Source organism: Halobacillus mangrovi (assembly GCF_002097535.1).
Taxonomy (GTDB): domain Bacteria; phylum Bacillota; class Bacilli; order Bacillales; family Halobacillaceae; genus Halobacillus; species Halobacillus mangrovi_A.
This window is the reverse complement of the sequence record NZ_CP020772.1, coordinates 3,317,577-3,341,604: the sequence shown is the minus strand read 5'-3', so window position 1 is coordinate 3,341,604 and position 24,028 is coordinate 3,317,577. Positions and strand designations below refer to the sequence as shown.

Below are 24,028 nucleotides of genomic sequence, written 5' to 3'. Positions count from 1 at the left end.
AAGAAGATGCCTAGGAGGCAAGCATATGAAGGAATTAGAGAACATTTTGGAACAATTGGAGCAAGATGCCAAAGAAGAAGATCTCACGCCTAAACAGGCACAGATTCTTCAAGCGGCAGTAGAGATTTTTGCTGAAAAAGGGTACGCTTCTTCCTCAACAAGTGAGATTGCTGCAAGGGCTAACGTGGCTGAAGGAACGATCTTCCGTCACTATAAAACGAAAAAAGATTTGCTCATATCCATAGTCACTCCGTTTATGACAAAATTTACTCTTCCGTTCTTTGCTACTCATTTTGCAAAAAATGTATTCAGCCAGCCACCGGAAGAATTTGAAGAACTGCTGAGAACTTTAGTCAAGAACAGGTTTCACTTTGCGAAGGAAAATTCACCCTTATTACGTATTGTACTTCAGGAGATCGCCTTTCATCCTGAACTCCAAGAGCAGTTTCAAGGGGTGTTTACGAAAGAAGTTATCCCTAGATTTGAAGAAGCACTGAATGAATTGAAATCAAAAGGTAAGGTAGTTGATTTTCCAAACGCGTCCATGATTCGTATGATCATGTCCTCGATCATAGGGTTTCTTGTCACCCGTTTTATTCTAGTGCCAGAACTGGAATGGGATGATGAGGAAGAGATAGACCGTACCATCCATTTTATTATGCATGGATTATCAAAATAGATAAAGGGTCTTATACAAGAGTGTTTTGCCATTTTAAAAGCCCGATGATGGTGAAATATTTTTATAGGATTCCACCACCGTTTAGTTTATGAACGAGCTGTTACCGCAGGATTCAAGGTCTTCTGTCTACGCTGATGAAAGCGAAGCATGTAAAAAGCACCTTTGCAATCCCTATGTTAATGATCGCGATTCATTTATTTTTAGGGTCTTAAAGGGTGAATCTGTGGTTACATTAGTTACTAGTTGAATCGTCGCCTAGCATTAGGACATTTCAAGGAGGAGTTAGAATGTGTGGCAGGTTTACTCTATTTGCTGATGAGAAGGAGATCATAGAAGAATTTGATTTAGACCATCCGATTCAGAATTACGAACCCAGATATAATATCGCTCCTGGACAAAAGGTGCTGGCCGTCATTCACGATGGAGAAAAGAAGCGGGCTGGGTATATGTATTGGGGACTAGTTCCTTCATGGGCCAAGGATCCGAAGATTGGTTATAAAATGATTAATGCAAGAAGCGAAACAGCGCATGAAAAACCCAGTTTCAAGAATCTTATGAGTAAAAAACGCTGCTTAATTGTTGCTGATAGTTTTTATGAATGGAGAAAAACAGATTCTGGGAAGCAGCCGTTGAGAATTTCTTTAGAGAATAGAAGGCTGTTTGCTTTTGCCGGGTTATGGGATCAGTGGAAAAAGGATGAGGAAGAACGCTTTACCTGTACGATTTTAACTCAGGAAGCCAATACTTTCATGGAAGAGATTCATCATCGTATGCCTGTTATTCTTCCGAAAAGCCAACAAGAACATTGGATCGAACCTGTGAAATGGAAGCCGGAGCAAGCTCATGATTTTGTTCATCAATTAAGCATGGAAGATTTGGAAGCCTATGAAGTCAGCGAGTATGTGAATACGGCAAAGAATGAAGGGCCGACATGCATCAAGCCCATTGAATAAAAGAAGGATCACTCTTCGTGAGAGTGATCCTTCTTTGTGTGTGATAAAGCTTTTGTTCTGTTTATGAACTTGTATATTTCGCTTCTTTTTCTTGCTGTCGTTCTTGTTTGGCTACTTTAAGGAATTTATTCGTTTCAGCAGCTACAACTCCAGAGAGGAGAAGGAGTCCGATTAAGTTCGGGAATGCCATTAAACCGTTCATAACGTCGGCAAAGACCCAAACGGTATCCAGCTGAGAAATGGCACCAATGAATACGAATAGAACAAAGACAATCTTATAAATGCCCAATCCGCGTTGACCTGTCAGATAGCCAAAGCACTTTTCACCATAGTACGACCATCCCACAATGGTAGAGAACGCAAAGAAGATCAAGCCGATGGTTACGATATAAGCTCCAATATCTCCGAGGAAGATCTCAAAAGATCTGGACGTGAGGTCAGCACCATCTAATTCGCTGTTTCCTCTATACTGACCTGCCATGACAATAGTCAATCCTGTCATTGTACAGACAATAATTGTATCAATGAACACCTGTGTCATGGAGACGAGAGCCTGACGTCCGGCATAGTCCGTACGAGCGGCAGCTGCCGCAATGGGAGCAGAACCTAATCCGGCTTCGTTTGAGAATACACCACGGGCAACTCCGTAACGAATAACAGTACCTAAAATACCTCCGCCAACAGCATTTGCGGTAAAGGCATCACTAAAAATCGTACCAAATGCAGGCAATACCATATTACTATTCATTATGATAATAATTAAAGCACCTATGACATAAAAGATTGCCATGATCGGCACGAAGTAAGCTGTTACTCGACCAATACTCTTAATTCCGCCTAGAAGTACTAATGCAGCTCCAACTGTAAGAATCGTCGCTGTCACCCAAGTCGGTACACTGAATGTTGTTTCCATAACATCAGAGACAGAATTGGATTGGACCATATTTCCGATACCGAACGCTGCTACGGCACCAAAAATAGCAAACAAAAGTCCAAGTGGTCTTCCGAGCTTTTTCCACTTAAGTCCGCGTGAAAGATAGTACATTGGCCCCCCGGCCATTTCACCGTTTGGGTCGGTAATTCGATATTTAACCGCTAAGACCGCTTCCGCATACTTAGTCGCCATCCCGAATACGGCAGTAATCCACATCCAGAACACCGCACCTGGTCCGCCCAAAACTACTGCGGTCGCAACACCTGCGATATTACCAGTTCCAATCGTAGCCGCTAGGGCGGTAGTGAGAGCCTGGTAATGGGAGATGTCCCCTTTTTCCTTCTTATTTTTCTTCTTGCTTGGCTTGAAAGCTAACTTAAGTGCATATGGTAGTGTTTTGAATTGTAGAAATCCTAACCTTAACGTCAAATAGATACCAGTACCTACTAATAATGTTAGTAAGAGAGGCCCCCAGACAATTCCACTCAAGTTGCTTAAAAAGTTGTATAAAGCACTTCCTTCTCCCATGATATCCCCCTTCACTGATTTGTAGAATTTTATCTATATATAAAATATTCCGAAAATTTAATATAAAAGTCAAGGGATTTTACAAATATTAAAAGTCAGATCTTTGTTTAATTCGACAAGTTCGGGGAAAATATTCATTATAACTTCTGCGAGAGCAGGATTTTTAAGCTGTTCATAGAATTTAGTAATGATGAAATACTATAGATGGAGGAAGGAAAATGATCCGCGTTTTATTTGTATGTCTAGGTAATATTTGCAGGTCACCTATGGCAGAAGCCATATTTAAGGATTTAGTTAAGAAAGAAGGATTGAGCCAACAGATCTCTGTAGATTCTGCGGGGATTGGTCATTGGCATACAGGATCCGAACCTCACGAAGGTACAAGAAAAATATTGGACGAGTATCAAATTTCGCATGAAGGAATAACCGCTCGACAGGTAAAAGAATCTGACTGGGATGACTTTAATTATCTCATTGCTATGGATGAAAAGAATATCAATGATCTAAAGTCCATCCGTGAGAAAAATGAAGTCGTCGTTGGTAAGCTTTTGGATTTTGTACCAGAAGTAAACGAGACGGACGTACCGGACCCTTATTTTACTGGCAACTTCGAATATGTGTATGAATTAGTTAGCAGTGGATGCAGGCAGCTACTTGAGAGAATTAAAGCAGACCAAAACTTATAAGGAGGAATTTATCATGGGACAGAATAAACTATGGAAAGGTGTTGTTCTGGGAGCAGTGGTTGGAGGGGCACTCATGCTCTTGGATAGAAACACAAGAGAATATGTAGGCAGTAAGTCACGATCAGTTGGGTCATCATGTAAGGGCTATGTGACACACCCTTCTGAGGCCATTCATTCGATTAGAGTGAATTATGAATATTTGTCCAATCGAATTAATAAAGGTATAGAAGACCTGCTAGAAATTCTGAACAAAGCAGAAGAGATGTTGAATCGAGTAGGTGAAATCAACCAAGAAGTGGAACAGCAATTAAAAGCTGTTGATGATCCAAAAGAAGCTTCTTGATGTATAGAGGTGAAGGAATGTCATGAAGAATGTAATAGCGTTCGGCAAAGAGTTGTTTACCCGGTTTGGAGAAGATGATGTCGCCGGAATGGCAGCTCAACTCGCCTATTTTTTTCTCTTATCGTTATTTCCTTTCATGATTTTCCTGGCTACCTTACTTGGGTACTTACATATTGATGAAGATCGGGTACTTGCCATGATTCAAACGTATGCTCCGCCTGAAACCTTTGATATGATTACAGAAAATGTTACGTCGCTGTTGAAGGATGAGAATGGCAGCTTGTTATCGATCGGGTTAATAGGGACCTTATGGGCAGCATCAAATGGTGTCAATGCAATCATGCGGGCATTCAATCGTGCTCATGATGTAGAAGAGGATCGCCCGTTTTTAGTCTCCCGTTTTATTGCTATTATCTTGACAATCGCTATGGTATTTGTCATCGCCATCGCCTTTTTACTTCCGGTTATGGGCCATGCGATCGGGGTATATGTCTTTTCATTTTTTGGTTTATCCGAAGGTTTTCTTTCGATATGGAACGCAATTCGCTGGGTGATTTCATCGATTATCTTTTTTATTGTTTTATCGTTTCTGTTCGTTATGGCACCTAACAAATCCGTAAAGTATAGAGATACAGTAATCGGAGCGCTGTTTGCAACGGTCGGGTGGCAGCTAGTCTCCTTATTATTCTCATTCTATGTGAGCAGCTTAGGTAACTTTTCAGCCACATACGGAAGTCTGGGTGGTGTGATTGTATTAATGATCTGGTTTTATTTATCGGGTATCGTCATTATTGCAGGTGGAGAGATTAATGCTATCATTCATCACAATCGTAAGAGGAGTTCTGCTTAATGGAAAAGACGTTAGGAGAAAACTTAAAGCAGCCAAACTAAAGACGAATATTAAGGGTAAGGAAATTTGGAAGTACTCGATGGGTAGGAATGACAGGCCATGGACATGGTGCATAAGAAATCCGAATGAGGGTGAAATTTGATCAAAAGAATTTCACCCTCATTCGGATTTTATAATGGCTGAAACATTTTTGTCCCAGCACCTCTATTTTTAGGACTTTAAGAGTCGCAAACCATTTAAGATCACAAGAATAGTGCTTCCTTCGTGTCCAATGACTCCAAGAGGAAGGTCTAAAATCTGCAAGAAGTTACTGATAATCAGCAGCATGATGACGCTAATTGAGAAAACGACGTTCTGTTTTACAATACGATTCATTCTTGTAGAGAGATGAATCGCTTGTGAGATCCTGGGAAGGTCATTTTTCATAAGTACAACGTCAGCTGTTTCCAGAGCAACGTCTGTACCTTCTCCCATGGCAATCCCCACATTTGCTGTGGCAAGAGCGGGTGCATCGTTAATTCCATCTCCGACCATGCCAACTTGATCAAAATGCTCTTTTAGAATCTTCAATTCATTCACTTTCTCTTCTGGGAGAAGTTCTGGGATGAAGTGATCGACACCGACCTCTTTAGCTATAGCGTCAGCTGTCGTAGGATTATCTCCTGTTAGCATAATCGTATAGACCCCGCGTTTCTTCAAGGTTTCAATGGCCTGTTTCGTTTCCTTTCGAACTGTATCCTTCAAGGCGAAGATCGCCGCAATAGATTCGTTCCTTTGAACGAAAATCACCGTTTTTCCTTCCTTTTGCAACTCTTCTCCTATGCCGTTTTGAAAGGCGGCAGCTTCCTCTTTTCCAACAAAATCCGCTTTTCCAATCTTCCAAGTCTCTTCATTAAATCTAGCAGATACACCGTTTCCGCTAACATCTTTCATGTCATCAATATTTGATAAGGTTATATCATACCGGCAGGCAAAATCAACGATTGCTTTAGCAAGCGGGTGGTTTGATTGTTGTTCAATAGAAGCAGCAACACCTAACACACTTTTCTCGTCTTCACCTTCAGCATACAGCGCATCAGTTACCTCTGGCTTCCCCTTAGTCAGTGTGCCCGTTTTATCAAAAGCGATCGCTTGCAGGTGAGCAAGGTTTTCAAGATGCACACCGCCTTTAAACAGCAGTCCGTTTCTTGCTCCATTTGAAATAGCTGAAAGGGTAGCTGGCATGATTGAAGCTACCAATGCACATGGAGAGGCCACCACTAGCAAAATCATTGCTCGATAGATGGTATCCATCCAACTCCACCCGAACAGGAAGTGAGGGAGAAAGAGCATAACCCCTACTACGAGAAGTACGACTTTTACATACGTGCTTTCAAAACGTTCGATAAATAGCTGGGAGGGTGTTTTTTCACTCTGTGCTGACTGGACCATCGTAATGATTTTTTGGAACAGGGTATCTGTTGATTTTTTTGTTACTTCTACGACAATGCTTCCATTCAAGTTAACGGTCCCAGCAAAAACTTCTTTACTTAATCCTTTAGTAACGGGGACCGATTCTCCAGTTATGGCACTTTCGTCAATAGAGGTTTCTCCTTTAGTTATGATCCCATCTGCAGGTACACGTTCCCCTGGTTTAACTAAAATAAGGTCAGAGATTTGAAGGGAGGCCACAGAAGTGGTTTCGTAACCTTCCTCTGTTACTTTTAAAGCTTCCTCTGGCTGTAAGCTCATTAATGATGAAAGCTCTTTTTGGCTTTTGTTCATTGTGTACGTCTCAAGGGCTCCGCTCAATGCGAAAATAAAGATGAGGATGGCACCTTCCGTCCAATATCCGATGGAGGCTGAACCGATAGCAGCAAGAATCATAAGTAATTCAACATTCAATTCTTTTTCTTTAACCGTTTCTTCCAGTCCTTCTTTTGCTTTAGCAAATCCACCAATAACAAACGCTATGATATGAAGGGTTACATAAGTACTTGCGGTAAAGTAGCTCTCTCCCATCCAGGCGATTAGAACAAGTAGTCCGCTGAGCAGAGCAGCGATTAGCTCGGCATGATCTTTAATGGGACTCATCCACGCTGGCCATGAAGGAAGAGATCGGTTATGAATGGATTGTGTTTCTGAAGCCAATATTCTCAACTCCTATTTATAATTGATAATTATAACCATAATCATTTACATGATGAAGATTTATTTAGGTGTCTATTTGAAAGGTATTATCAATTAAATTAAAATTATTATAATTTAGTATATGTTATTATGATAGCATGGAAATGTGCTCAGTCAAGTCATATTTGTATAGTTCGCCAGCAGTTAATCATTTCCTCTAAAAAAACGAAGCAATACAGTTGATATTACAAGTGTTAAGTTGCTATATTGGATAGGTGTGAATACAACGAGGTGAAAGGTGGATTATAAAATGCGTAAAGGACTTTTATTTATACTTATGCTTATTCTTTCCGTTACTCTAATGGCTTGTGGATCAAGCGACAGCAGTGAGGAAAGCTCCAATAATAATACTTCAGAAGAAGCTTCTGGCGAGAAGTGGAATGAAATTAAAGAAAGAGGAGAGATCGTTGTTGGTACTTCCGGAACTCTCTTCCCAGCTTCTTATTATCCAGAGGGTTCGGATAAGCTGACAGGTTACGATGTCGAGGTTATGAGAGAGGTAGCTAAGCGTCTTGATCTTGATTTGAAATTTGAAGAATACGGTGTAGACGGGCTGCTTACAGCCATCAATAGCGGACGTGTCGATGCCGTCATTAATGACATGGAAGTGACTAAAGTTCGTCAGGAGCAATTTTCATTCAGTGAACCATACAAATATTCCTATTCAACTATGATTGTCCGTGAATCAGATCTATCCGGAATTGAAAAGCTAGAAGATTTGGAAGGAAAGACACACGGTGGAGGAGCGACGACCGTGTTCTCCAAAATTGCTGAACATTTCGGAGCTGAAACGAAAACGTACGGCAATGTTACAAATGATGTTTATCTGCGTGACGTAGAAAATGGAAATACCGACTTCATCATCAATGACTATTACCTTCAATCTCTTGCTCTTAAAGCATTACCGGAAATTGATGTACAGCTTCACCCAGACTTGAAGTTCCATCCGACCAATTCTGCCATCGTAATGCCAAGAGATGCTCAAACAATGAAAGAAAAAATCGATGCTACTCTTCAAGAAATGCGTGAGGATGGCACATTGACTAAATTTTCTAAAGAATTCTTCGGTGGCAAAGATGCCTCCAAAAAACCTGAAGAGGATATCCGTGAGCTTGAAGGACTAGACTTGTAAGGGATCAGCTATGCTTGGAATAGAATTCAGAGACATACAGGTTGAAAAGTTATTCAACGCGGAACGTGCGTGGGAAAACCTTCCTTTTATACTAGAAGGTGTCCCACTCACTTTATTCGTTGCTGTTCTTGGGATGCTGATTGGTCTAATTCTAGGTTTCTTTTTAGCCCTTATGAGAGGATCGGATAAACTTTGGTTAAGGTGGCCGGCCCGGCTCTATATTTCTTTCATGCGGGGTACTCCAATTCTTGTTTACCTATTCGTTTTGTATTTCGGTTTGCCTGTCGTAGGAATTAAAATGCCTGCGACGGTCGCTGCGGTTATCGGATTTGGTACAAACAGTGCCGCTTACATTGCCGAGATTAACCGTGCTTCTTTGAATAGTGTAGCTTATGGCCAGTGGGAATCCGCAAGGGCTTTAGGTTTCACCTATTGGAAGACGGTGAGGAGGATCATCATGCCTCAAGCAACAAGAATTGCTATTCCTCCTTTAGGAAATGTTTTTCTCGACCTGTTGAAAGCTACTTCACTGGCAGCCATGATTTCCGTCCCTGAAATATTGAACAAAGCTCAAATCGCTGCTGGCCGAACGGTCGATTCAATGACGATGTATATAACAGCAGCACTCGTTTATTGGCCCTTGACTATGATCTTTTCAGCGTTACAAGATTATTTAGAGAAACGCTATAATAAATATTTGTGAAAGAAGGCGCTGGAGCTTCAATGCTCTGGCGTTTTTTGGTGGTGTCAGGTACCGTTCAAATGGGTGGTGCCTGGTACGCGCAAATAAGGAGATGGTCCCTTGAACCATACTCTCGCTAGTCGGTGCCAACTACCGAAAAAAGGCAGACACCATAAAGACCCAAGAAAATACTTGCGTCTAAACCAATCCTCCTTTATGATAGAGTTTGAAATTTAAATCGTAATGGTTATTATTTGGAGAGGGATACTCATGAGTAAGCAAAGAATTGTAGAAATAGAAAACGTATCTTATAAATACGAGCGAGAATGGGTCGTTCAAGATGTTAACCTCACCATTGAAGAGGGTCAGTTCCTGGGTTTAGTCGGACCTAATGGATCAGGGAAATCAACACTGATTAAGCTGATGCTTGGACTGGTGAAACCTCGACGTGGCTCGATTCGCTTGTTTGGTCAGTCGATCAAGCAGTTTAAAAATTGGCAGGAAGTCGGGTTTGTTTCACAAAAAGCGAACAGCTTTAATTCAGGCTTTCCTGCGACAGTGCTAGAGGTTGTGATGAGCGGTCTCGTTTCTCGAATTGGAATGTTTAAATTTTTTAATCGCAAACATAGAGATAAAGCGATACAGGCGCTGAAGACAGTTGGAATGGAACAGTTTTCGAATGAAAATATCGGAGATCTTTCAGGTGGTCAGCAGCAGCGTGTATTCATTGCAAGAGCGCTTGTCAGTGATCCTTCACTACTTATTCTTGATGAACCAACTGTGGGTGTAGATGCCGAACATGTGACAGAATTCTATAACTTATTGGGGCGCTTGAATAAAGAAGAAGGCATCACATTACTAATGGTTACCCATGATATTGGAACGATTACCGAACATGCGACTCATGTGGTGTGCATGAATAAAACGGTCCATTTCCACGGGGCGTCAGAGGAGTACGAGGAATTCAGTGAGCAGGATTTAAACCGGTTGTATGGGCATTCTGTACACCAGCTCACGCATAATCACGAGCATCACGGGGTGAATCCGCATGATTGAGAGTTTTATTCAGTTTGAATTTTTACAGAATGCAGCCGTTACAGGGTTGCTCATAGGGATTGTCGCACCGTTACTTGGAGTATTCATTGTGGTCAGGAGGCTTTCGTTGATTGCGGATGCTCTATCCCACATCACTTTAACGGGTATTGCAGCAAGTTTACTATTAGAAAAGAAAGTTTCTGGTATCAATGATTGGAATCCTGTTTATATGGGAATGGTCTTTTCTGTCATAGGTGCGGTTTTAATTGAGCGGTTGAGAAAGGTTTATAAGCACTATGAAGAATTGGCGATCCCGATTATTCTTTCAGGCGGGATTGGGCTTGGTGTCATCCTCATTTCTCTTGCTGATGGATTTAACACGGATTTATTCAGTTATTTATTCGGAAGTGTCACAGCTGTTGACCGCTCGAGTATGTGGACGGTGTTTTTTATTACAATAATGGTAGTAGCCATTGTTATTATCTTTTATAAAGAGTTGTTTGTACTTTCGTTTGATGAAGAACATGCTTCGATTTCAGGAGTTAATGGCCGATGGATACACCTCTTGTTTATTGTCATGGTCGCACTTGTCATTGCATCATCTATGCAAGTCGTTGGTATTTTGCTCGTCTCTGCATTAATGACGCTTCCTGTGGCTTCAGCATTGCGTATATCCAGAAGTTTCAAGCAGACAATTGGACTCTCGATTGCTTTTGGTGAAACTTCTGTAATCCTAGGGTTGTTCTCTGCTTATCATTTAAGTGTACCTCCAGGCGGTACCATTGTCATGACAGCGGTAGTCATATTGCTAATGTCGATTTTGTACAAAAAAGTCAGAACTCAACAATGGATAAAGGGTGAGGTAGGATGAACGTTGAGACAGCTTTACAAAAATTAAAGGAAAAAGGTTATAAGAGAACGAAGCAAAGAGAAAGTATATTGGATATTTTTATAAAACAGGATCAATACATTCCCGCAAAAGATATCATCAAGGCGATTCAGGAAGATTTTCCTGGAGTCAGTTACGATACGATTTATCGCAATTTGTATCTATTAACAGATGAAGAAATTTTAGAAGCAACTGAATTAGGTGGGGAAAAGCACTTTCGCTTAGGCTGTGATACGCATGGTCACCATCACCACTTTATTTGCACCGCTTGCGGAAAAACAAAATCCATTCAGTTTTGTCCAATGGATAGCATCAGTGAGAACTTGAATGGATATGATATAGAAAATCATAAATTTGAGATTTACGGAAAATGTCCGGAATGTCATTAAGGCCTGTGTGCGGATACGCAGGCTCCTCTTTTTGAAAAAAACAAAAAGTAATGATTACTGTTTACAGTTAGTAATCATTACGCTATAATCCTTAAGGATAGGGAGGGACAGTATGAAAAAGTATATAGCATTGATATCGATATTCTTAATTACATCAATACTGACAGCATGTGGAAGTGAACAAACGAGTCAAGAGGGAGACGCATCCTCAGGAAATGATCATCAATTGAAGATCCACACAACAGTTTACCCACTTAAATATTTTACGGAGCAAATCGCAGGGGATGCTGTAGAAGTAGACTCGATTTTACCGCCAGGGTCAGACCCTCACACTTATGAGCCAACGACAAAAGAGATGGTGAAGATGGCTGATGCGGATGCTTTTATTTATAGTGGTGCTGGACTTGAAGGGTATGCAGAAACCATTTCAGAAGCGATCCAGCCTGAAGGAGTCGCAATCCTTGAAGCTTCACAAGGAATACAATTAGAAGAACATGTTCATGAGCACTCAGGAGAAGAACACGCTGGTGAAGAACAAGAACATCATGAAGGAGAAGCCAAAGAGGAGGATCACGAAGGCCATAACCACGGCGAACAAGATCCTCACATTTGGCTCGATCCTATTCGTTCGGTTCAATTAGCAGAAAATATTAAAGATCAGCTGGTTGAGTTGAAACCAGAACAAAAAGAACAATTTAACAAAAATTTCGAGCAGCTCAAGAAGAAGCTAGAGACACTCGATGAAGAATTTCACAAACAGCTGGAAAGTAAGCCTAAGAGCAAAATTATCGTTTCCCATGCTGCTTATGGGTACTGGGAGCAAGCCTATGGAATTGAGCAAGTGCCAATCTCAGGCTTAAGCGCTACAAGCGAGCCTTCTCAAAAAGAGTTGGAGGAAATTATTAAAAAAGCGGAAGAGCATGAGATTAGTCATGTGCTATTCGAGCAGAATGTGACGCCTAAAGTCTCTAAAGTTGTTCAAAAAGAAATAGGCGCAGAAGCGCTTCGTGTGCATAATCTGTCTGTGCTGACTGAGGAAGATATAAAAAATAAAGAGGGTTACTTTACTTTAATGCGAGAGAATTTAGAGGTATTAAGTGAAGCTTTATCCGAATAAAAAGACAGCTGCGAACCTATGCGTTCGCAGCTGTTTGTTTTTGCGGTCCTTTTGCAATCATAGTCGATGCCAACATGATGATAAGTAAAGCGACAATGACATAAAAGAATGAGAGTCCTGGGACGAGGTCTAGAAACGTACCAGAGAGAAATGGCCCCAGTATACTCCCGATGCTAAAAGACATACCGCATAGAATATTGCCTGCAGGAAGCAGCTCTTTAGGCAGCAAGTCGGTCATATAGGAAATGCCTAAGGAAAACAGCGAACCTACGAACAGGCCTGCAAGTGCAAATGTAATGAATAGCATTAGCACTGAATCCTCAAATAACGCTGAAGCCAAAAACGAAAGGATGCCACCTACGACGACAGTTACAATCACTTTTTTTCGGCCAACACGGTCACTTAAAGCACCAAGAGGGATTTGAGAAAATAAACTTGCGAAAGCAAAACAAGGAATAATTAGTGATAACATGTTTACATCGTGGCCGATTCTAAGCCCATATACAGGAAAGATCCCGTGCAGCGTAGCTTCTAAGAACCCGTATGCTAATGGCGGAAGAAAAGCGACCCAGCCTTTCTTGATTGCTTTTGCAAACCTTTTTATTGAACTTGTTCCATAAGCTGTGGTAAGGTCTTTCGCGGGAGAGTCATTTCTGACCCAAATCATGAAGAGCCAGACAAGCATACTTAAGAGATTAAGAATGGAGCATAGAGACTCCACTCCAGCAAATTCGTCATTAGCGGACCAGCTGTAAATCCGAGGCTGAAAAAAAGTCCGTAGTAAGCAATGCTTTTTCCTCGCGAATGCTCAGCCGACGTAGCGGTAATCCATGTTTGAGTTCCAAAGTGGAGGATTTGATCTCCAATTCCTATGGTGACTCGTAAGATGAACCAAAACCAGAGTGCCTGCCAAAAAGGGAATAGCAGTAACGATACAAAGACTAATGCCCCTCCAACCATAATGACGGGCTTATAGCCATATTTCTGAAGGGGTCTTTCCATAAATGGTGAAGAAATCAATATCCCTATGTAAAGGCCGGTGGCATGTAATCCATTAATGGATGATGAAATGCCATTCTGTTCAAGGATGACAGCAATTAATGGGAGAAGCATTCCCTGTGAAAATCCTGAAATCGTGACGAGTCCAATTAATATCCAAAATCGTGTGTGTGAGGAGACGATAAATCTTCCCCCCTTCCTGTTGAATTCACCTTCATTATCGTAAACAATAGGAAGAAACGTGGCAAGTCTTTCGCAGTGCAGGTTATTTCCCTTTCGAAAACGGTTATTATATAACTAAAGGCCCGGCTTATTTAAAAGGAGTGGATAGAAATGGATTTTTATTTAAAAGACAACGGTGTCCGTACTTCATTTGAATATGGACAATTGAACATCTCAGGCGACGAGACATTCGGCTTCCGCCCCTATCAATTGATGGTTGCTTCCATCGCTGGCTGCAGCATCGGTGTATTTCGCAAGATCCTGGATAAACAGCGTGTGGACTATGAAGATATTAAAATTTCAGCAGACGTAAAGCGTAACGCTGATGAGGCCAACCGAATCGAAAAAGTTCATTTACACTATGTCATCAAAGGCTACCACTTGAATCAAGACAAGCTCTTGAAAAATCTAGATGTATCCAGAAATAATTGTTCAATGGTTCAATCGGTTCAAAATAGTATTGAAGTTGAAGAAACACTTGAGTGTATCGAGCTTTCTAAGTAAAATGAAGAGAGCCTTATCCTGAATTTGGATAAGCGCTCTTTTTTTATGGATAAAACTTTTTTTCATTAAATATAACTGCAATTTAGCAAATGAATATCAATAAAATCTTTTATTAGTTGGCACAAGAAAGAGGGTATAGAAACATGAAGAACTACAGTATTAAAGCGTTTTTCTACATAGCAGGGCTGATTACGATTGCTCTTGGTATCACCTTGACGATCAAAGCCGATTTAGGAGCCGGAGCATGGGACGCAATGAACGTCGGTTTAACAGAGACAGTGGGTTTAACAATAGGAAACTGGGTAATCATTATTGGGGCGATTCTTATTGTGACCAACGCTTTGATTGCAAAAGAACGCCCTGATCTTTTAGCGGTCTTTACAATTCTTATTGTCGGTAAAATGATTGATTTTTGGCTGCTTACAGTTTTTGATTCGTTTGTGGTAAATATGTTTTGGAAACAGCTCCTTGTATTATTGGGCGGCATCATCATCATTGCCTTCGGTGTGTCGCTTTACTTACAGCCGAAATTCTCCTTAAATCCGATCGATGGGTTCATGGTTGCCCTGCAAAAAAGGTTTGGATTTAGTTTAACCACCGCCAAGACGTTAACAGAAGTTTTCGCCCTTGTTCTAGCTTTAGCTTTAGGTGGTCCTATCGGTTTAGGGACACTGGTTATTTTGCTTTGTATCGGGCCAGCGATCCAATTTTTTGACCCCAAAGCTAGACGTGTTATGGACAAAATGCTCTCTTGATTTGAATAGGGAGGGACCATCTTTCACAGAATAAGAAAAAACGAAAGGGTGGTCCATGCTGTGAAACCGAAATGGTTAGGACTAATCATACTTATTGGGTTATATACACTATTGAGTGGAACTTCCATAGCCGCAGACGAAAAGGAAAGCGGCAAAAAGGAGGAAGGGATTCCGAGCCACGTCTTGAATATCTCCAAAGATAATACGTATCCGAATTCGACGGATGATCAAGAGCTGTTGGAAGCGGAAGAGATAACAAAAGAACTAATGGAGGATACGGATGTTCGTATTACGAATCCACAGTTAATTGAAATGTTGAACGAGACGACGTTGAAGCCGTCACCGTTTGCAATTGGATATCGGGGTGAAATTTTTCTAGGTCGATGGCCGTTGGCTTATGAGTCCAAAGAAACGAATATTAATTGGGAATACCAGGAGATCAATGTGAACGAACTGAACAATCACGGTGGCGAGGCTACTGAGAAGATCAATTACGTCCAGAAAGAAGAGAAGTCGATCAAGGGTGGCTTGACTTCAAGAATCAGCCACAGCGATCAAATGATGAAACTGATTCTTCTTGAAGCACAAAAGAATACCAAACTTCCGCTTTCCTTCAATACAGTGATTGGCAGAGGTACAAAACAGAACAACAGTTATGCTGTTCCAACGAATAAAGTAGGCATCCTGCATGCATACGCTCCAGCCGTTAATGAAAAAGGAGAAGTGGCTTTTGGAGATGTTTACATCAAACTGAAAGGGTCTAAAAAAACGTTGAGTGTAAAAAACGTCACCCGACAAGGGATAGGGGCCTGGATTCCGATTCAAGATCATGTCAGCTTTTCATTTGAATTAAAATAATAGGCTCACTCCTCTTTTTGAGAGGAATGAGCATTCAATTCAACGCGCTGTTCAGCCATCGCAATGTCATGTTTGTATATTGTTTCGGCGATCATACGGCGCGTTTCTTTTGCGGCGGTCCAGTAAACAAGGTCTTGCACCAACCCAGTCACCGTGTACTGATACCCGCGGTAATGGTCATTCAAAGATGTCATGCCATAGACTTGAAACGGCTCCACAGGATCTCCTTTCAAGTCTTTTTTTAAGTATTCGCCTAAATCTTCGTTCATACGCTCACAGGCTTCTTCAAGGGCGGCAAATACTTTTTTTGGATCTTCTCTAAAGTTCGTCGTCACTTCCTCGATGACTCGCATATGTTCGAAATTATAGTTTTCTATCGTCTGAATCTGCCCGTTGCTGATCGTCAAAAGCTTTCCGCTCCATTCACGGATTTTCAGAAAGCGAAGACCAATGTCTTCAACGGTTCCGTGAAAGGTGTTGTTCAGCGTAATGAAATCCCCTTTATGAAGCTGTTTTTCATATAACAGAAACAACCCTGCGAAAAAATCCTTGATTAAACTTTGGGCACCAAAGCCTACAATGATGCCGATAACCCCGGCACCGGCCAAAAGCCGTCCGACTGAGGTGAATTCTGACAACACAATAAAAATAAAGGTAATAATGGCTGCATAGCTAATAATGGAATTCAGCATGGACTCTAATGTCCGTTCACTGCGCTCTTCTATAAAATCCGTACGTTTAAAAAATGAGTGAATCATTTTTCTTAAAATAACCACTGTAATGAACAATAAGATTGCACTAGTGATGATTTTAATGGTGATACTCTTTGTAATGATTTCTACAAAGTCAATATCATTAAAAAAATCCATATTCGATGCCTCCCGTCCGTCTTAGTATTATAGCATGTCCAGTTTCCATTAATTTTAGGATAGACACAATGCACGAGATATACTATGATAACAATGGTCAGAGATGAATGAAAAAAGGAGTTAACTTTTTATGACACAACAAGAGAGAATACAGGACTTAAAGACAAGACTATCGGACTTTATGATACGAATTGAACAATTGGATCCAGAAGAAACATCTGTTGAGGACATTGACCGGTTAATCTCCATGCTGGAGGAATTAGAGCGTAAGATGGATTAATTCTTCTCTGGGGGAGGAGGCTTCCATTGGAAGCATTGATTTTTTACTTGTCACCTGTCATAGGGTTTGTTTTTATGCTGACTTTAATTATGACTTTTGTACGAATGGCCGCAGGGCGTTCCGTACAGAAAAATCATAAAAAACTGCTCTTAGGTTCATTCGTCATTATGGCAGGCATTCTTGCGTATGTAAGTTTTATTTGACTCTCTTAAAAGTTGAGGGTTGATTTTTTTACAATCATCCTTTATCATGGTAAATCGCTAATGCATGAAAATATCAACAACAGGAAAGGGGTATGCAATATGGCATGGGCAGTCGTCGTATCTGTCCTCGTGATGACAATTTTAAGTTTATTACGTGTGAATGTCATCATTGCCATTCTTGCCGCTGGATTAACAGCAGGATTGATGAATGGTGAGTCGCTTACAGGCTCACTGGAGATACTAGTTAGTGGTATGGGCAATCAAGCAAGTGTGGCTTTAAGTTATATATTATTAGGGGCTTTTGCTGTAGCAATCAGCTACTCTGGAATTACTTCATTACTCGTTAGTTATCTGCTACGTGTTTTGAAGGATAAACGTACAATGATCGTGTTTGTAATCGCGTTTGTAGCGAGTTTATCGCAGAACGTGATTCCCGTTCACATCGCATTTATTCCTATTTTAATCCCGCCGTTATTGAAATTATTTGATCAAATGAAATTGGATCGTCGTGCGGTAGCTGCCGCTTTAACATTTGGATTAAAAGCACCTTATGTTATGATCCCGGTTGGTTTCGGATTTATTTTCCACGAAACGATTCAAAAAGCAATGGAATCCAATGGTGTAGAACTTGGTATTGGTTCAATCGCTCAGTCTCTGCTTATTCCAGGGTCTGGAATGATTGTAGGGCTAGTGATTGCGATTATGGTTTCCTACCGTAAACCGCGAGAACCTAAAGCAAACACACAGGAAAATGAGCTGGAAGAGACAGATTTAGGTTTAGCCACCGAAGGCTTTACCCGCAAACATGTATTTACGCTGGCAGCAATTGTAGTTACTTTAATCATTCAAGCGATTTGGTCCAATCTGGTTCTTGCCGCGCTAGCAGGAATCATTATCATGTTCGTCTTTCGCGTTGTTCCATACAAAAAAGGAGACAAAGTTGTCAACGACGGGATTGGCATGATGGGCTTCATTGCTTTTGTCATGCTTGTAGCAGCAGGTTATGCTAACGTATTAACGGAAACAGAATCCGTATCGGCGCTTGTGGAGATTAGTTCAGATTACATCGGAAATAACCAGGCGTTCATTGCCTTTATCCTTCTCTTAGTTGGACTAGTCGTTACAATGGGTATTGGATCTTCTTTTGCGACTGTTCCTATTTTAGCTGCGCTTTTCGTTCCGATATGTGTTGGTGCGGGTTTCTCACCGATGGCAACTGCTGCACTGATCGGTACAGCAGGTGCACTTGGAGACGCTGGGTCTCCTGCATCAGACAGTACTCTAGGGCCGACATCAGGCTTGAATGCAGACGGAAAGCACAACCACATTTGGGATACCTGTGTACCGACATTTCTGCACTATAATATTCCTTTATTCATTTTCGGATGGGCAGCCGCTCTTATCTTATAATCAGGCAAGTGGGGAATTTTCCCACTTGCTCTTTTTTATATTATCTTCACCTTCACGCATACTAAGAAAAAAGTGAGTGGTACAAATGAAAAAAGCAATGATCGTCTTCATTATCATGGCTTTGCTAAGCGTGATATCACCTACAGTAATGCATGCAGAAGGATGGGGCTATAAGAAGAGCAATAACGGAGACACTCCTGATGTCGGGCGATATGGACCAATGTTAGAAAAACAGGACGGTTTTTATGTAGATGACTCAGGTGATAAAGTCGTTTATTTAACATTTGATAATGGGTATGAACAAGGATACACTGGGCAGGTGCTTGATGTCTTAAAGGAAAAAAATGTTCCCGCGACTTTTTTTGTCACCGGACATTATATTGAAAGTGCTCCTGACTTACTAAAGCGAATGGTAGATGAAGGACACGTAATTGGAAATCATTCTTGGAGCCATCCTGATTTCACACAAGTTTCAAAACAAAAAATGAAAAAAGAATTAGATCGCGTTCACAATTCGGTTAAGAAAATAACGGGTCAAGAAACGATGACCTTTGTCCGTCCTCCACGAGGAACATTCAACGAGCAGACATTAAAATGGGCGAAAGAGTTCGGGTATACCCATGCTTTTTGGTCGGTTGCATTTAAGGACTGGGAGACCAACAATCAAAAGGGCTGGGAATATGCCTACCGCAGTGTAATTGATCAAGTCCATCCTGGAGCAGTTATTCTTCTTCATTCGGTTTCACAGGACAACGCAGAGGCTTTAGATCAATTGATTGATGAGCTAAGAAAAAGAGGCTATCATTTTGGAAGCCTGAATGATTTAATGGTAAAAAAACTTCTCCCCTATCCAATATGGAGTCTCTAATTAAAAAAACCGCTTCCAAAAGCGGTTTTTTTAATTAGAAATTTGTCGATTTAAGAAGGAAAACACAGCTCATTTAGCGAATGGTGAAAAGAATGTAAACTTATTTTATAAGGGTTAACGTGTTTAATGAAAATTAATTACGGAAAACCTCATAAATAGGAAAGTATAAGGTTTTATAATTATTCGAAAAAATGATTAAATATAAACCACAAAGAAGTAGTCGTCAGAGGGAGGATTTTTGGTTTGTGGAGAGAAACTTATAAAGCAAATAGTTTTTATGATTTTGATTATACACTTTTGCGGTGGCAATTTGATCCATTGAGCCATTTAGATCGAAAGGAGCGGTGGGTGGACGTCCCTGTGAAGCTGGAAAGTGAACAGCATGTCGTTCGCGTTCAAGGTCACGGCACAATATCGAATCCTTCTTTTGAAGTCATAGGAGATAGTATTGAGTCTAAACCTCAGCTGCTTCATCACATTGAAAGTCTTTTTCAGTGGGACAAAGATTTAGTTAAAGTTCACGAGCATTTTCTTGAAACCAATTTAGAACAACTGTTTCTTGCTCATCCAGGTACGCCTATAGTCAAAGACTTTCACTTGTTCGATTGTCTAATGAAAGTGATCATTCACCAGCAGCTGAACATGAAATTTGCTCACACGCTGAGTACAAGGTTTGTTCATCAATTTGGTACGCAAAAAAATGGTGTTTGGTTTTACCCCACAGCAAGTCAAGTGGCAGAAATTCCATATGAATCTTTAAGGGAACTTCAATTCAGCCAACGAAAGGCAGAATATGTAGTGGATACATCACGAAAGATTGTTGATGGTGAATTGAACTTGGAAGACTTAGCAAAGCAGCCTGATGAAGAAGTGATGAAACAGTTAACAAAAATACGCGGCATCGGTCCATGGACAGCAGAAAATTGGCTGATGTTCGGATTAGGCCGAGATGATTTATTGCCAAAAGCAGACATTGGTATACAAAATGCTTTGAAGTTCTATTTTCAGTTAGATAATAAGCCTGATATGGATCAAATGACGAATTGGAGCCAGGAATGGAGCCCTTACAGGAGCTATGCTTCTTTAACACTTTGGCGAAGTATAGAAGGTTAAGGGAAGAAAGTGTCATATTATTTATAATGAACTCGTAGGATGTAAAAATGAATAAATAATAATTTTACCAATAAATTGTTTGAAAATATTCAAAATTAGCCATTATTACGTTATAATAAAACACATACTGGAAAATATTGAACGGTAAAGGAAAGAGGTCATAATATTGGTGATAAGAGAGAGGTATTCTGACCAAGTTCATAGCGGGGAAATCTTAGATGTTCTAAGTATGAATGGGACTCCAGCATGTTTACTGGATTTGCGTATGCAAAGAGTTACGCTGAATCAGGAAATGCAAAACACTCTTCACATTGATGACGATGATTTGTCATTTGCAGCGTGGATTCAAGCATTCAACTCTACAGCACAGAGTGGGCTGCAGCAAGTTTTACATCGCCTTTTGACTGAAGGGTTACGCGAGACATCTGTTCAGTTGACGGACCAGAATAACTCCCGGAAGTATCACTGTAAATTGGTACATCTGACAAATGGACAAATCGCCTTTTCACTCAAGCCTCTAGAAGAATCGTTTACTAATCCCAACGCTAGCAAAAGTAGCAGCTATGCAAACATTATCGATAAAACAGGACAAACACATTCGTATTCTTTTCGCAGGCCGATCCTTGATGAGGGAAGTGCGCAACTTAGAGCATCGCAGGACTCTCAGCTCAGGCAACGTATGTCAGACATTATAGACAAGTTTCCGCATGGGTTAGCTATTATCAATCAAGAATGGGAAATCACCTATGCGAACGCAATGATGGAAAAGGTAACAGGTATCGATTTTGAATATGCAAGTAACCAACGTTTATGGGATATTTTCCCGATTGATGAATACTATAATTTCTTTCAAAACTATCTTAGAGCCATGGAAAATAAGGAAACCGTTGAATTCGAAGGGTTTATCAAGGAAACGAGATGTGTTGTCCATGTGACGGTTTATCCAACAGACTTAGGAGTCACCGTATTTCTCCAGGACGTGACTCAATACAAAAAACACCTTCAAGCCCTTAAAGATTCCGAAGAGCGTTTTGCCATCCTTGCTAACAATATCAAAGATGTTTTTTGGATTGCAGATCCGCAATTTGAGGAGTTTCATTACATCAGTCCCTCTTTTCAAAATATGTTCGGAGTTTCTAGAAGAGATGCTCTTTCAAACCCGAACTCCCTCGATCAGGTCGTCCACGAGGAGGACTTGGAAAAAGTGAAAGTCTCTCTCTCCTTGATGAAGACACAACGTCATCAGGTTGAGTACCGCATTAAGACGGTTCAAGGGGAACAGAAGTGGATACGAACGAGAGGATTTCCTGTGGAAAATGCTGGAACATTATATGTCCTGGGCATTCATGAAGACATTACCGAATGCAGGGAAATGAATAAGCTTAAAGAAAAATCACAGCAGCTTTCCACTATTACACAAATGTCAGCCGGTATTGCGCACGAGATTAAAAATCCATTAACCGCTATTAAAGGATTCTTACAGATCGGTGCGGCCAACCCTGAATTAAGAGATAATTATCAGGAGATTATTTTAGATGAAGTTAACCGTATAGAAGCTATCGTTCAGGATTTTATGATGCTTTCAAAACCTAAGTCATCCATACAAATGGAAGAGGTTGAAGCGGATGAGGTTCTGTCTTATGTGCTGAGACTGCTGGAGCCAGAAGCACAAGACAAAAACGTTTTTCTCAGAAGTGAGAAAATGCATTTGGAAGAGACGATTCTAACAGAACCTAAACGTTTGAATCAGATTCTGATCAATCTAGTGAAAAACGCGATTGATGCGGTGGACGATGGCGGAGAAGTCATGGTACATTCGGAAGTTCTAAGAAATGAGCTAACGCTTTCCGTTAGTGATAATGGTCCTGGTTTAACAGCTCAAGAACTTGCTAAGATTGGTGAGCCATTCTTTACCACAAAAGAAAAAGGAACCGGTTTAGGCGTTATGGTAACGAAGAAAATCGTCGCTGACTTGAACGGTACAATTTCCTATAAAAGTAAAAAAGGTGAAGGGACTACAGTCACGGTCAAATTACCTCGCCAGCCTTAAAATAAACCTTTCAATTTTTGAGTCACTGATTAAGAGCAGGGGCTCTTTTTTTTGTGGTCCTATTTCTTTTCACCTATGTACAGCTAACGATTTTATAGAGGAGAAAATTTGACGGTATGTTCTTTCTATCGACAAATTTCTAACAGAGTTTAATATATTTTGTGAAAAATTTAACTATTAAACGGCCACCTGCCATCTATAAATCTTTCTATTTTTGTGAAAATTGAGGCTTCAATCGCTTACATAAAATAAATTGTTTTTTTATGTGCAAACCTGTTTACAAACGGTTATAAGGGCTCTATAATCCCGATTGTACTAAAAATTTGTTCGACAAAATCTTGCAATTTTTGAATGAAGGAGGTTTTTCTGATGCTTAAGAAATTATGGTCATTTCTACTAATGAATATCGGAGCTCTGGCGGTGGCAGTAAATGTTCATTTCTTCCTATCTCCTAACGATTTAGCTACTGGTGGAGTCAGCGGTCTTTCCATTGTTATGAATAGAGTACTTCCTGATCTATCCTTAGGGTTGATCATGCTTATATTGAACATTATCTTGTTTGTCGTCGGTATTATCTTTTTAGGGTTCCAATTTGGTGCTAAAACGATTTATGCAAGTTTTGCATTATCCTTTATGGTTTGGGGGCTTGAAGCCTATTTTCCCATGCAAGAGGCTTTGAGTAATGACATTCTTATTCAGCTGATCATCGGTCAAATCATCGCAGCCTCCGGTATGGCCATTGTCTTTCATCAGGGAGCCTCTACAGGCGGAACAGATATTATTGCAATGATTCTTCATAAATATTTTTCTGTGGATGTAGGAAAAGGTGTCTTATTCTCTGACATTGCCATTGCTGTATCTTCCATCTTCATTTTCGGTCCGGCCGTTGGTATGTATGCCTTCTTTGGTGTCATCCTAAACGGATTAGTGATCGATTATACACTGCAGCAATTCGATAACAATAAAGAGATTGTTATCATCAGCCAGGAAAGTGAACAAGTACGAAACTTTATTGTTCACCAATTGGGGCGTGGAGCTACTATCCATCATGCCAAAGGGGCATTCAATCAAGAAGATAAAGAAGTCATTACAACGATCCTGAACCGCAAAGATTATACTCGTCTAAAAAGATATATGACAGATGTAGACCGTCGGGCCTTCATAACTGTGCATTCCATGAACGAAATCCTTGGTCAAAACTTTAAACGACTCGCTTAATTTACCTAGGATAGGCAGTATAACCTTGGATGAAATTATACAGAAAATGAAGAAAGCCATCAGAATTTACGGATTCTGATGGCTTTTTTCTTATTTCTCTGAGCATATTTGAAAGGTAATGGGTCGAACCATATCGAAGTATTGATTAGACCAATAGTAACAAGTGACGCTAAGAAATAATTATAGTTACTAGTAATAAGTGAAACCGACAGGAACAAAAGCAAAATCAGGAATGAGACGGACAATAGGAGGTTAGGTAAGGCTTTTGTTCTAAGCATGCGAACACTTCCTAA

24 protein-coding genes and 1 pseudogene are annotated in these 24,028 nt (G+C 40.5%); 21 read left to right on the top strand and 4 right to left on the bottom strand.

All coding sequences use genetic code 11. The annotated features are described in order from the left end of the window. The first annotated feature begins 25 nt into the window (after positions 1-25). Both HM131_RS16740 and HM131_RS16735 read left to right on the top strand, forming a co-directional pair. Entirely contained in the window at positions 26-679 is a 654-nt protein-coding gene (locus HM131_RS16740) for a TetR/AcrR family transcriptional regulator (protein WP_085030839.1), read from the top strand. A gap of 287 nt (positions 680-966) precedes the next feature. After that, a complete protein-coding gene (locus tag HM131_RS16735; RefSeq protein ID WP_085030838.1) occupies positions 967-1,632 on the top strand; it encodes an SOS response-associated peptidase in 666 nt (221 codons plus the stop codon). A gap of 61 nt (positions 1,633-1,693) precedes the next feature. On the opposite strand, the gene HM131_RS16730 is transcribed toward HM131_RS16735, so the two are convergent. Further along, the gene (locus tag HM131_RS16730; protein WP_085030837.1) at positions 1,694-3,094 is read right to left on the bottom strand and encodes an alanine/glycine:cation symporter family protein; all 1,401 of its coding nucleotides are present in this window, start codon (positions 3,092-3,094) and stop codon (positions 1,694-1,696) included. Between the two features lie 218 nt (positions 3,095-3,312). Here HM131_RS16730 and HM131_RS16725 point away from each other — a divergent pair, with 218 nt between their 5' ends. From HM131_RS16725 to HM131_RS16715, 3 genes are read left to right on the top strand one after another with little or no spacing between them, the layout of a single operon-like run. Continuing rightward, positions 3,313-3,780, top strand: coding sequence for a low molecular weight protein-tyrosine-phosphatase (locus HM131_RS16725; RefSeq protein WP_085030836.1), 468 nt, complete (start codon positions 3,313-3,315; stop codon positions 3,778-3,780). A 13-nt stretch (positions 3,781-3,793) separates the two neighbouring features. Next, a complete protein-coding gene (locus HM131_RS16720; protein ID WP_085030835.1) occupies positions 3,794-4,123 on the top strand; it encodes a hypothetical protein in 330 nt (109 codons plus the stop codon). A 22-nt stretch (positions 4,124-4,145) separates the two neighbouring features. Next, the gene (locus HM131_RS16715; RefSeq protein WP_085030834.1) at positions 4,146-4,973 is read left to right on the top strand and encodes a YihY/virulence factor BrkB family protein; all 828 of its coding nucleotides are present in this window, start codon (positions 4,146-4,148) and stop codon (positions 4,971-4,973) included. Between the two features lie 210 nt (positions 4,974-5,183). On the opposite strand, the gene HM131_RS16705 is transcribed toward HM131_RS16715, so the two are convergent. Further along, complete coding sequence (locus HM131_RS16705; RefSeq protein ID WP_085030832.1) at positions 5,184-7,103, bottom strand: heavy metal translocating P-type ATPase; 1,920 nt, start codon at positions 7,101-7,103, stop codon at positions 5,184-5,186. 289 nt (positions 7,104-7,392) lie between these two features. Here HM131_RS16705 and HM131_RS16700 point away from each other — a divergent pair, with 289 nt between their 5' ends. From HM131_RS16700 to HM131_RS16675, 6 genes are all read left to right on the top strand, one after another. Continuing rightward, positions 7,393-8,274: a transporter substrate-binding domain-containing protein gene (locus HM131_RS16700; protein WP_085030831.1), complete on the top strand. Its 882-nt coding sequence runs from the start codon at positions 7,393-7,395 to the stop codon at positions 8,272-8,274. A gap of 10 nt (positions 8,275-8,284) precedes the next feature. Continuing rightward, positions 8,285-8,977, top strand: a complete 693-nt coding sequence (locus HM131_RS16695) for an amino acid ABC transporter permease (RefSeq protein WP_085030830.1) — start codon at positions 8,285-8,287, stop codon at positions 8,975-8,977. A 249-nt stretch (positions 8,978-9,226) separates the two neighbouring features. Next, the gene (locus tag HM131_RS16690; protein ID WP_085030829.1) at positions 9,227-10,012 is read left to right on the top strand and encodes a metal ABC transporter ATP-binding protein; all 786 of its coding nucleotides are present in this window, start codon (positions 9,227-9,229) and stop codon (positions 10,010-10,012) included. Then, the gene (locus HM131_RS16685; protein WP_085030828.1) at positions 10,005-10,862 is read left to right on the top strand and encodes a metal ABC transporter permease; all 858 of its coding nucleotides are present in this window, start codon (positions 10,005-10,007) and stop codon (positions 10,860-10,862) included. The genes HM131_RS16690 and HM131_RS16685 overlap by 8 nt, the downstream gene beginning before the upstream one ends. After that, positions 10,859-11,269 (top strand): Fur family transcriptional regulator, encoded by a 411-nt coding sequence (locus HM131_RS16680; protein ID WP_085030827.1) that lies wholly within the window; start codon positions 10,859-10,861, stop codon positions 11,267-11,269. Before HM131_RS16685 ends, HM131_RS16680 begins: the two co-directional genes overlap by 4 nt. A gap of 112 nt (positions 11,270-11,381) precedes the next feature. Beyond that, positions 11,382-12,386 carry a metal ABC transporter solute-binding protein, Zn/Mn family gene (locus tag HM131_RS16675; RefSeq protein WP_085030826.1) on the top strand — a complete coding sequence of 335 codons (1,005 nt, stop codon included), beginning with the start codon at positions 11,382-11,384 and terminating at the stop codon, positions 12,384-12,386. A gap of 16 nt (positions 12,387-12,402) precedes the next feature. Here the strand turns inward: HM131_RS16675 and HM131_RS21325 are convergent. Beyond that, positions 12,403-13,568: pseudogene (locus HM131_RS21325) on the bottom strand (MFS transporter). A 150-nt stretch (positions 13,569-13,718) separates the two neighbouring features. Between HM131_RS21325 and HM131_RS16665 the strand changes: the two are divergent. The 3 genes from HM131_RS16665 to HM131_RS16655 all read left to right on the top strand — a co-directional run bounded on the left by HM131_RS16665 (position 13,719) and on the right by HM131_RS16655 (position 15,724). Next, positions 13,719-14,111, top strand: a complete 393-nt coding sequence (locus HM131_RS16665) for an OsmC family protein (RefSeq protein WP_085030825.1) — start codon at positions 13,719-13,721, stop codon at positions 14,109-14,111. Between the two features lie 143 nt (positions 14,112-14,254). Next, a complete protein-coding gene (locus HM131_RS16660) occupies positions 14,255-14,866 on the top strand; it encodes a YczE/YyaS/YitT family protein (protein WP_085030824.1) in 612 nt (203 codons plus the stop codon). 60 nt (positions 14,867-14,926) lie between these two features. Next, a complete protein-coding gene (locus HM131_RS16655) occupies positions 14,927-15,724 on the top strand; it encodes a YfkD famly protein (protein WP_198162654.1) in 798 nt (265 codons plus the stop codon). A 5-nt stretch (positions 15,725-15,729) separates the two neighbouring features. Here HM131_RS16655 and HM131_RS16650 read toward each other — a convergent pair whose 3' ends face one another. Then, the gene (locus tag HM131_RS16650) at positions 15,730-16,593 is read right to left on the bottom strand and encodes a mechanosensitive ion channel family protein (protein WP_085030822.1); all 864 of its coding nucleotides are present in this window, start codon (positions 16,591-16,593) and stop codon (positions 15,730-15,732) included. Positions 16,594-16,723: 130 nt separating this feature from the next. On the opposite strand from HM131_RS16650, the gene HM131_RS20975 reads away from it, so the two are divergent. From HM131_RS20975 to HM131_RS16625, 7 genes are all read left to right on the top strand, one after another. Then, positions 16,724-16,873 (top strand): SE1561 family protein, encoded by a 150-nt coding sequence (locus HM131_RS20975; RefSeq protein WP_198162653.1) that lies wholly within the window; start codon positions 16,724-16,726, stop codon positions 16,871-16,873. Between the two features lie 26 nt (positions 16,874-16,899). Further along, positions 16,900-17,076, top strand: coding sequence for a hypothetical protein (locus HM131_RS20795; RefSeq protein ID WP_157130853.1), 177 nt, complete (start codon positions 16,900-16,902; stop codon positions 17,074-17,076). A 99-nt stretch (positions 17,077-17,175) separates the two neighbouring features. Beyond that, complete coding sequence (locus HM131_RS16645; protein ID WP_085030821.1) at positions 17,176-18,486, top strand: Na+/H+ antiporter family protein; 1,311 nt, start codon at positions 17,176-17,178, stop codon at positions 18,484-18,486. Positions 18,487-18,571: 85 nt separating this feature from the next. After that, positions 18,572-19,354: a delta-lactam-biosynthetic de-N-acetylase gene (gene pdaA, locus HM131_RS16640; RefSeq protein ID WP_085030820.1), complete on the top strand. Its 783-nt coding sequence runs from the start codon at positions 18,572-18,574 to the stop codon at positions 19,352-19,354. A 243-nt stretch (positions 19,355-19,597) separates the two neighbouring features. Further along, entirely contained in the window at positions 19,598-20,467 is an 870-nt protein-coding gene (locus tag HM131_RS16635; protein WP_085030819.1) for a DNA-3-methyladenine glycosylase family protein, read from the top strand. A 169-nt stretch (positions 20,468-20,636) separates the two neighbouring features. Further along, a complete protein-coding gene (locus HM131_RS16630) occupies positions 20,637-22,517 on the top strand; it encodes a PAS domain-containing sensor histidine kinase (RefSeq protein WP_232324954.1) in 1,881 nt (626 codons plus the stop codon). A 369-nt stretch (positions 22,518-22,886) separates the two neighbouring features. Then, on the top strand, positions 22,887-23,735 hold the full coding sequence (locus HM131_RS16625) for a YitT family protein (protein WP_085030818.1): 849 nt from the start codon (positions 22,887-22,889) through the stop codon (positions 23,733-23,735). Positions 23,736-24,028 lie beyond the last annotated feature (293 nt).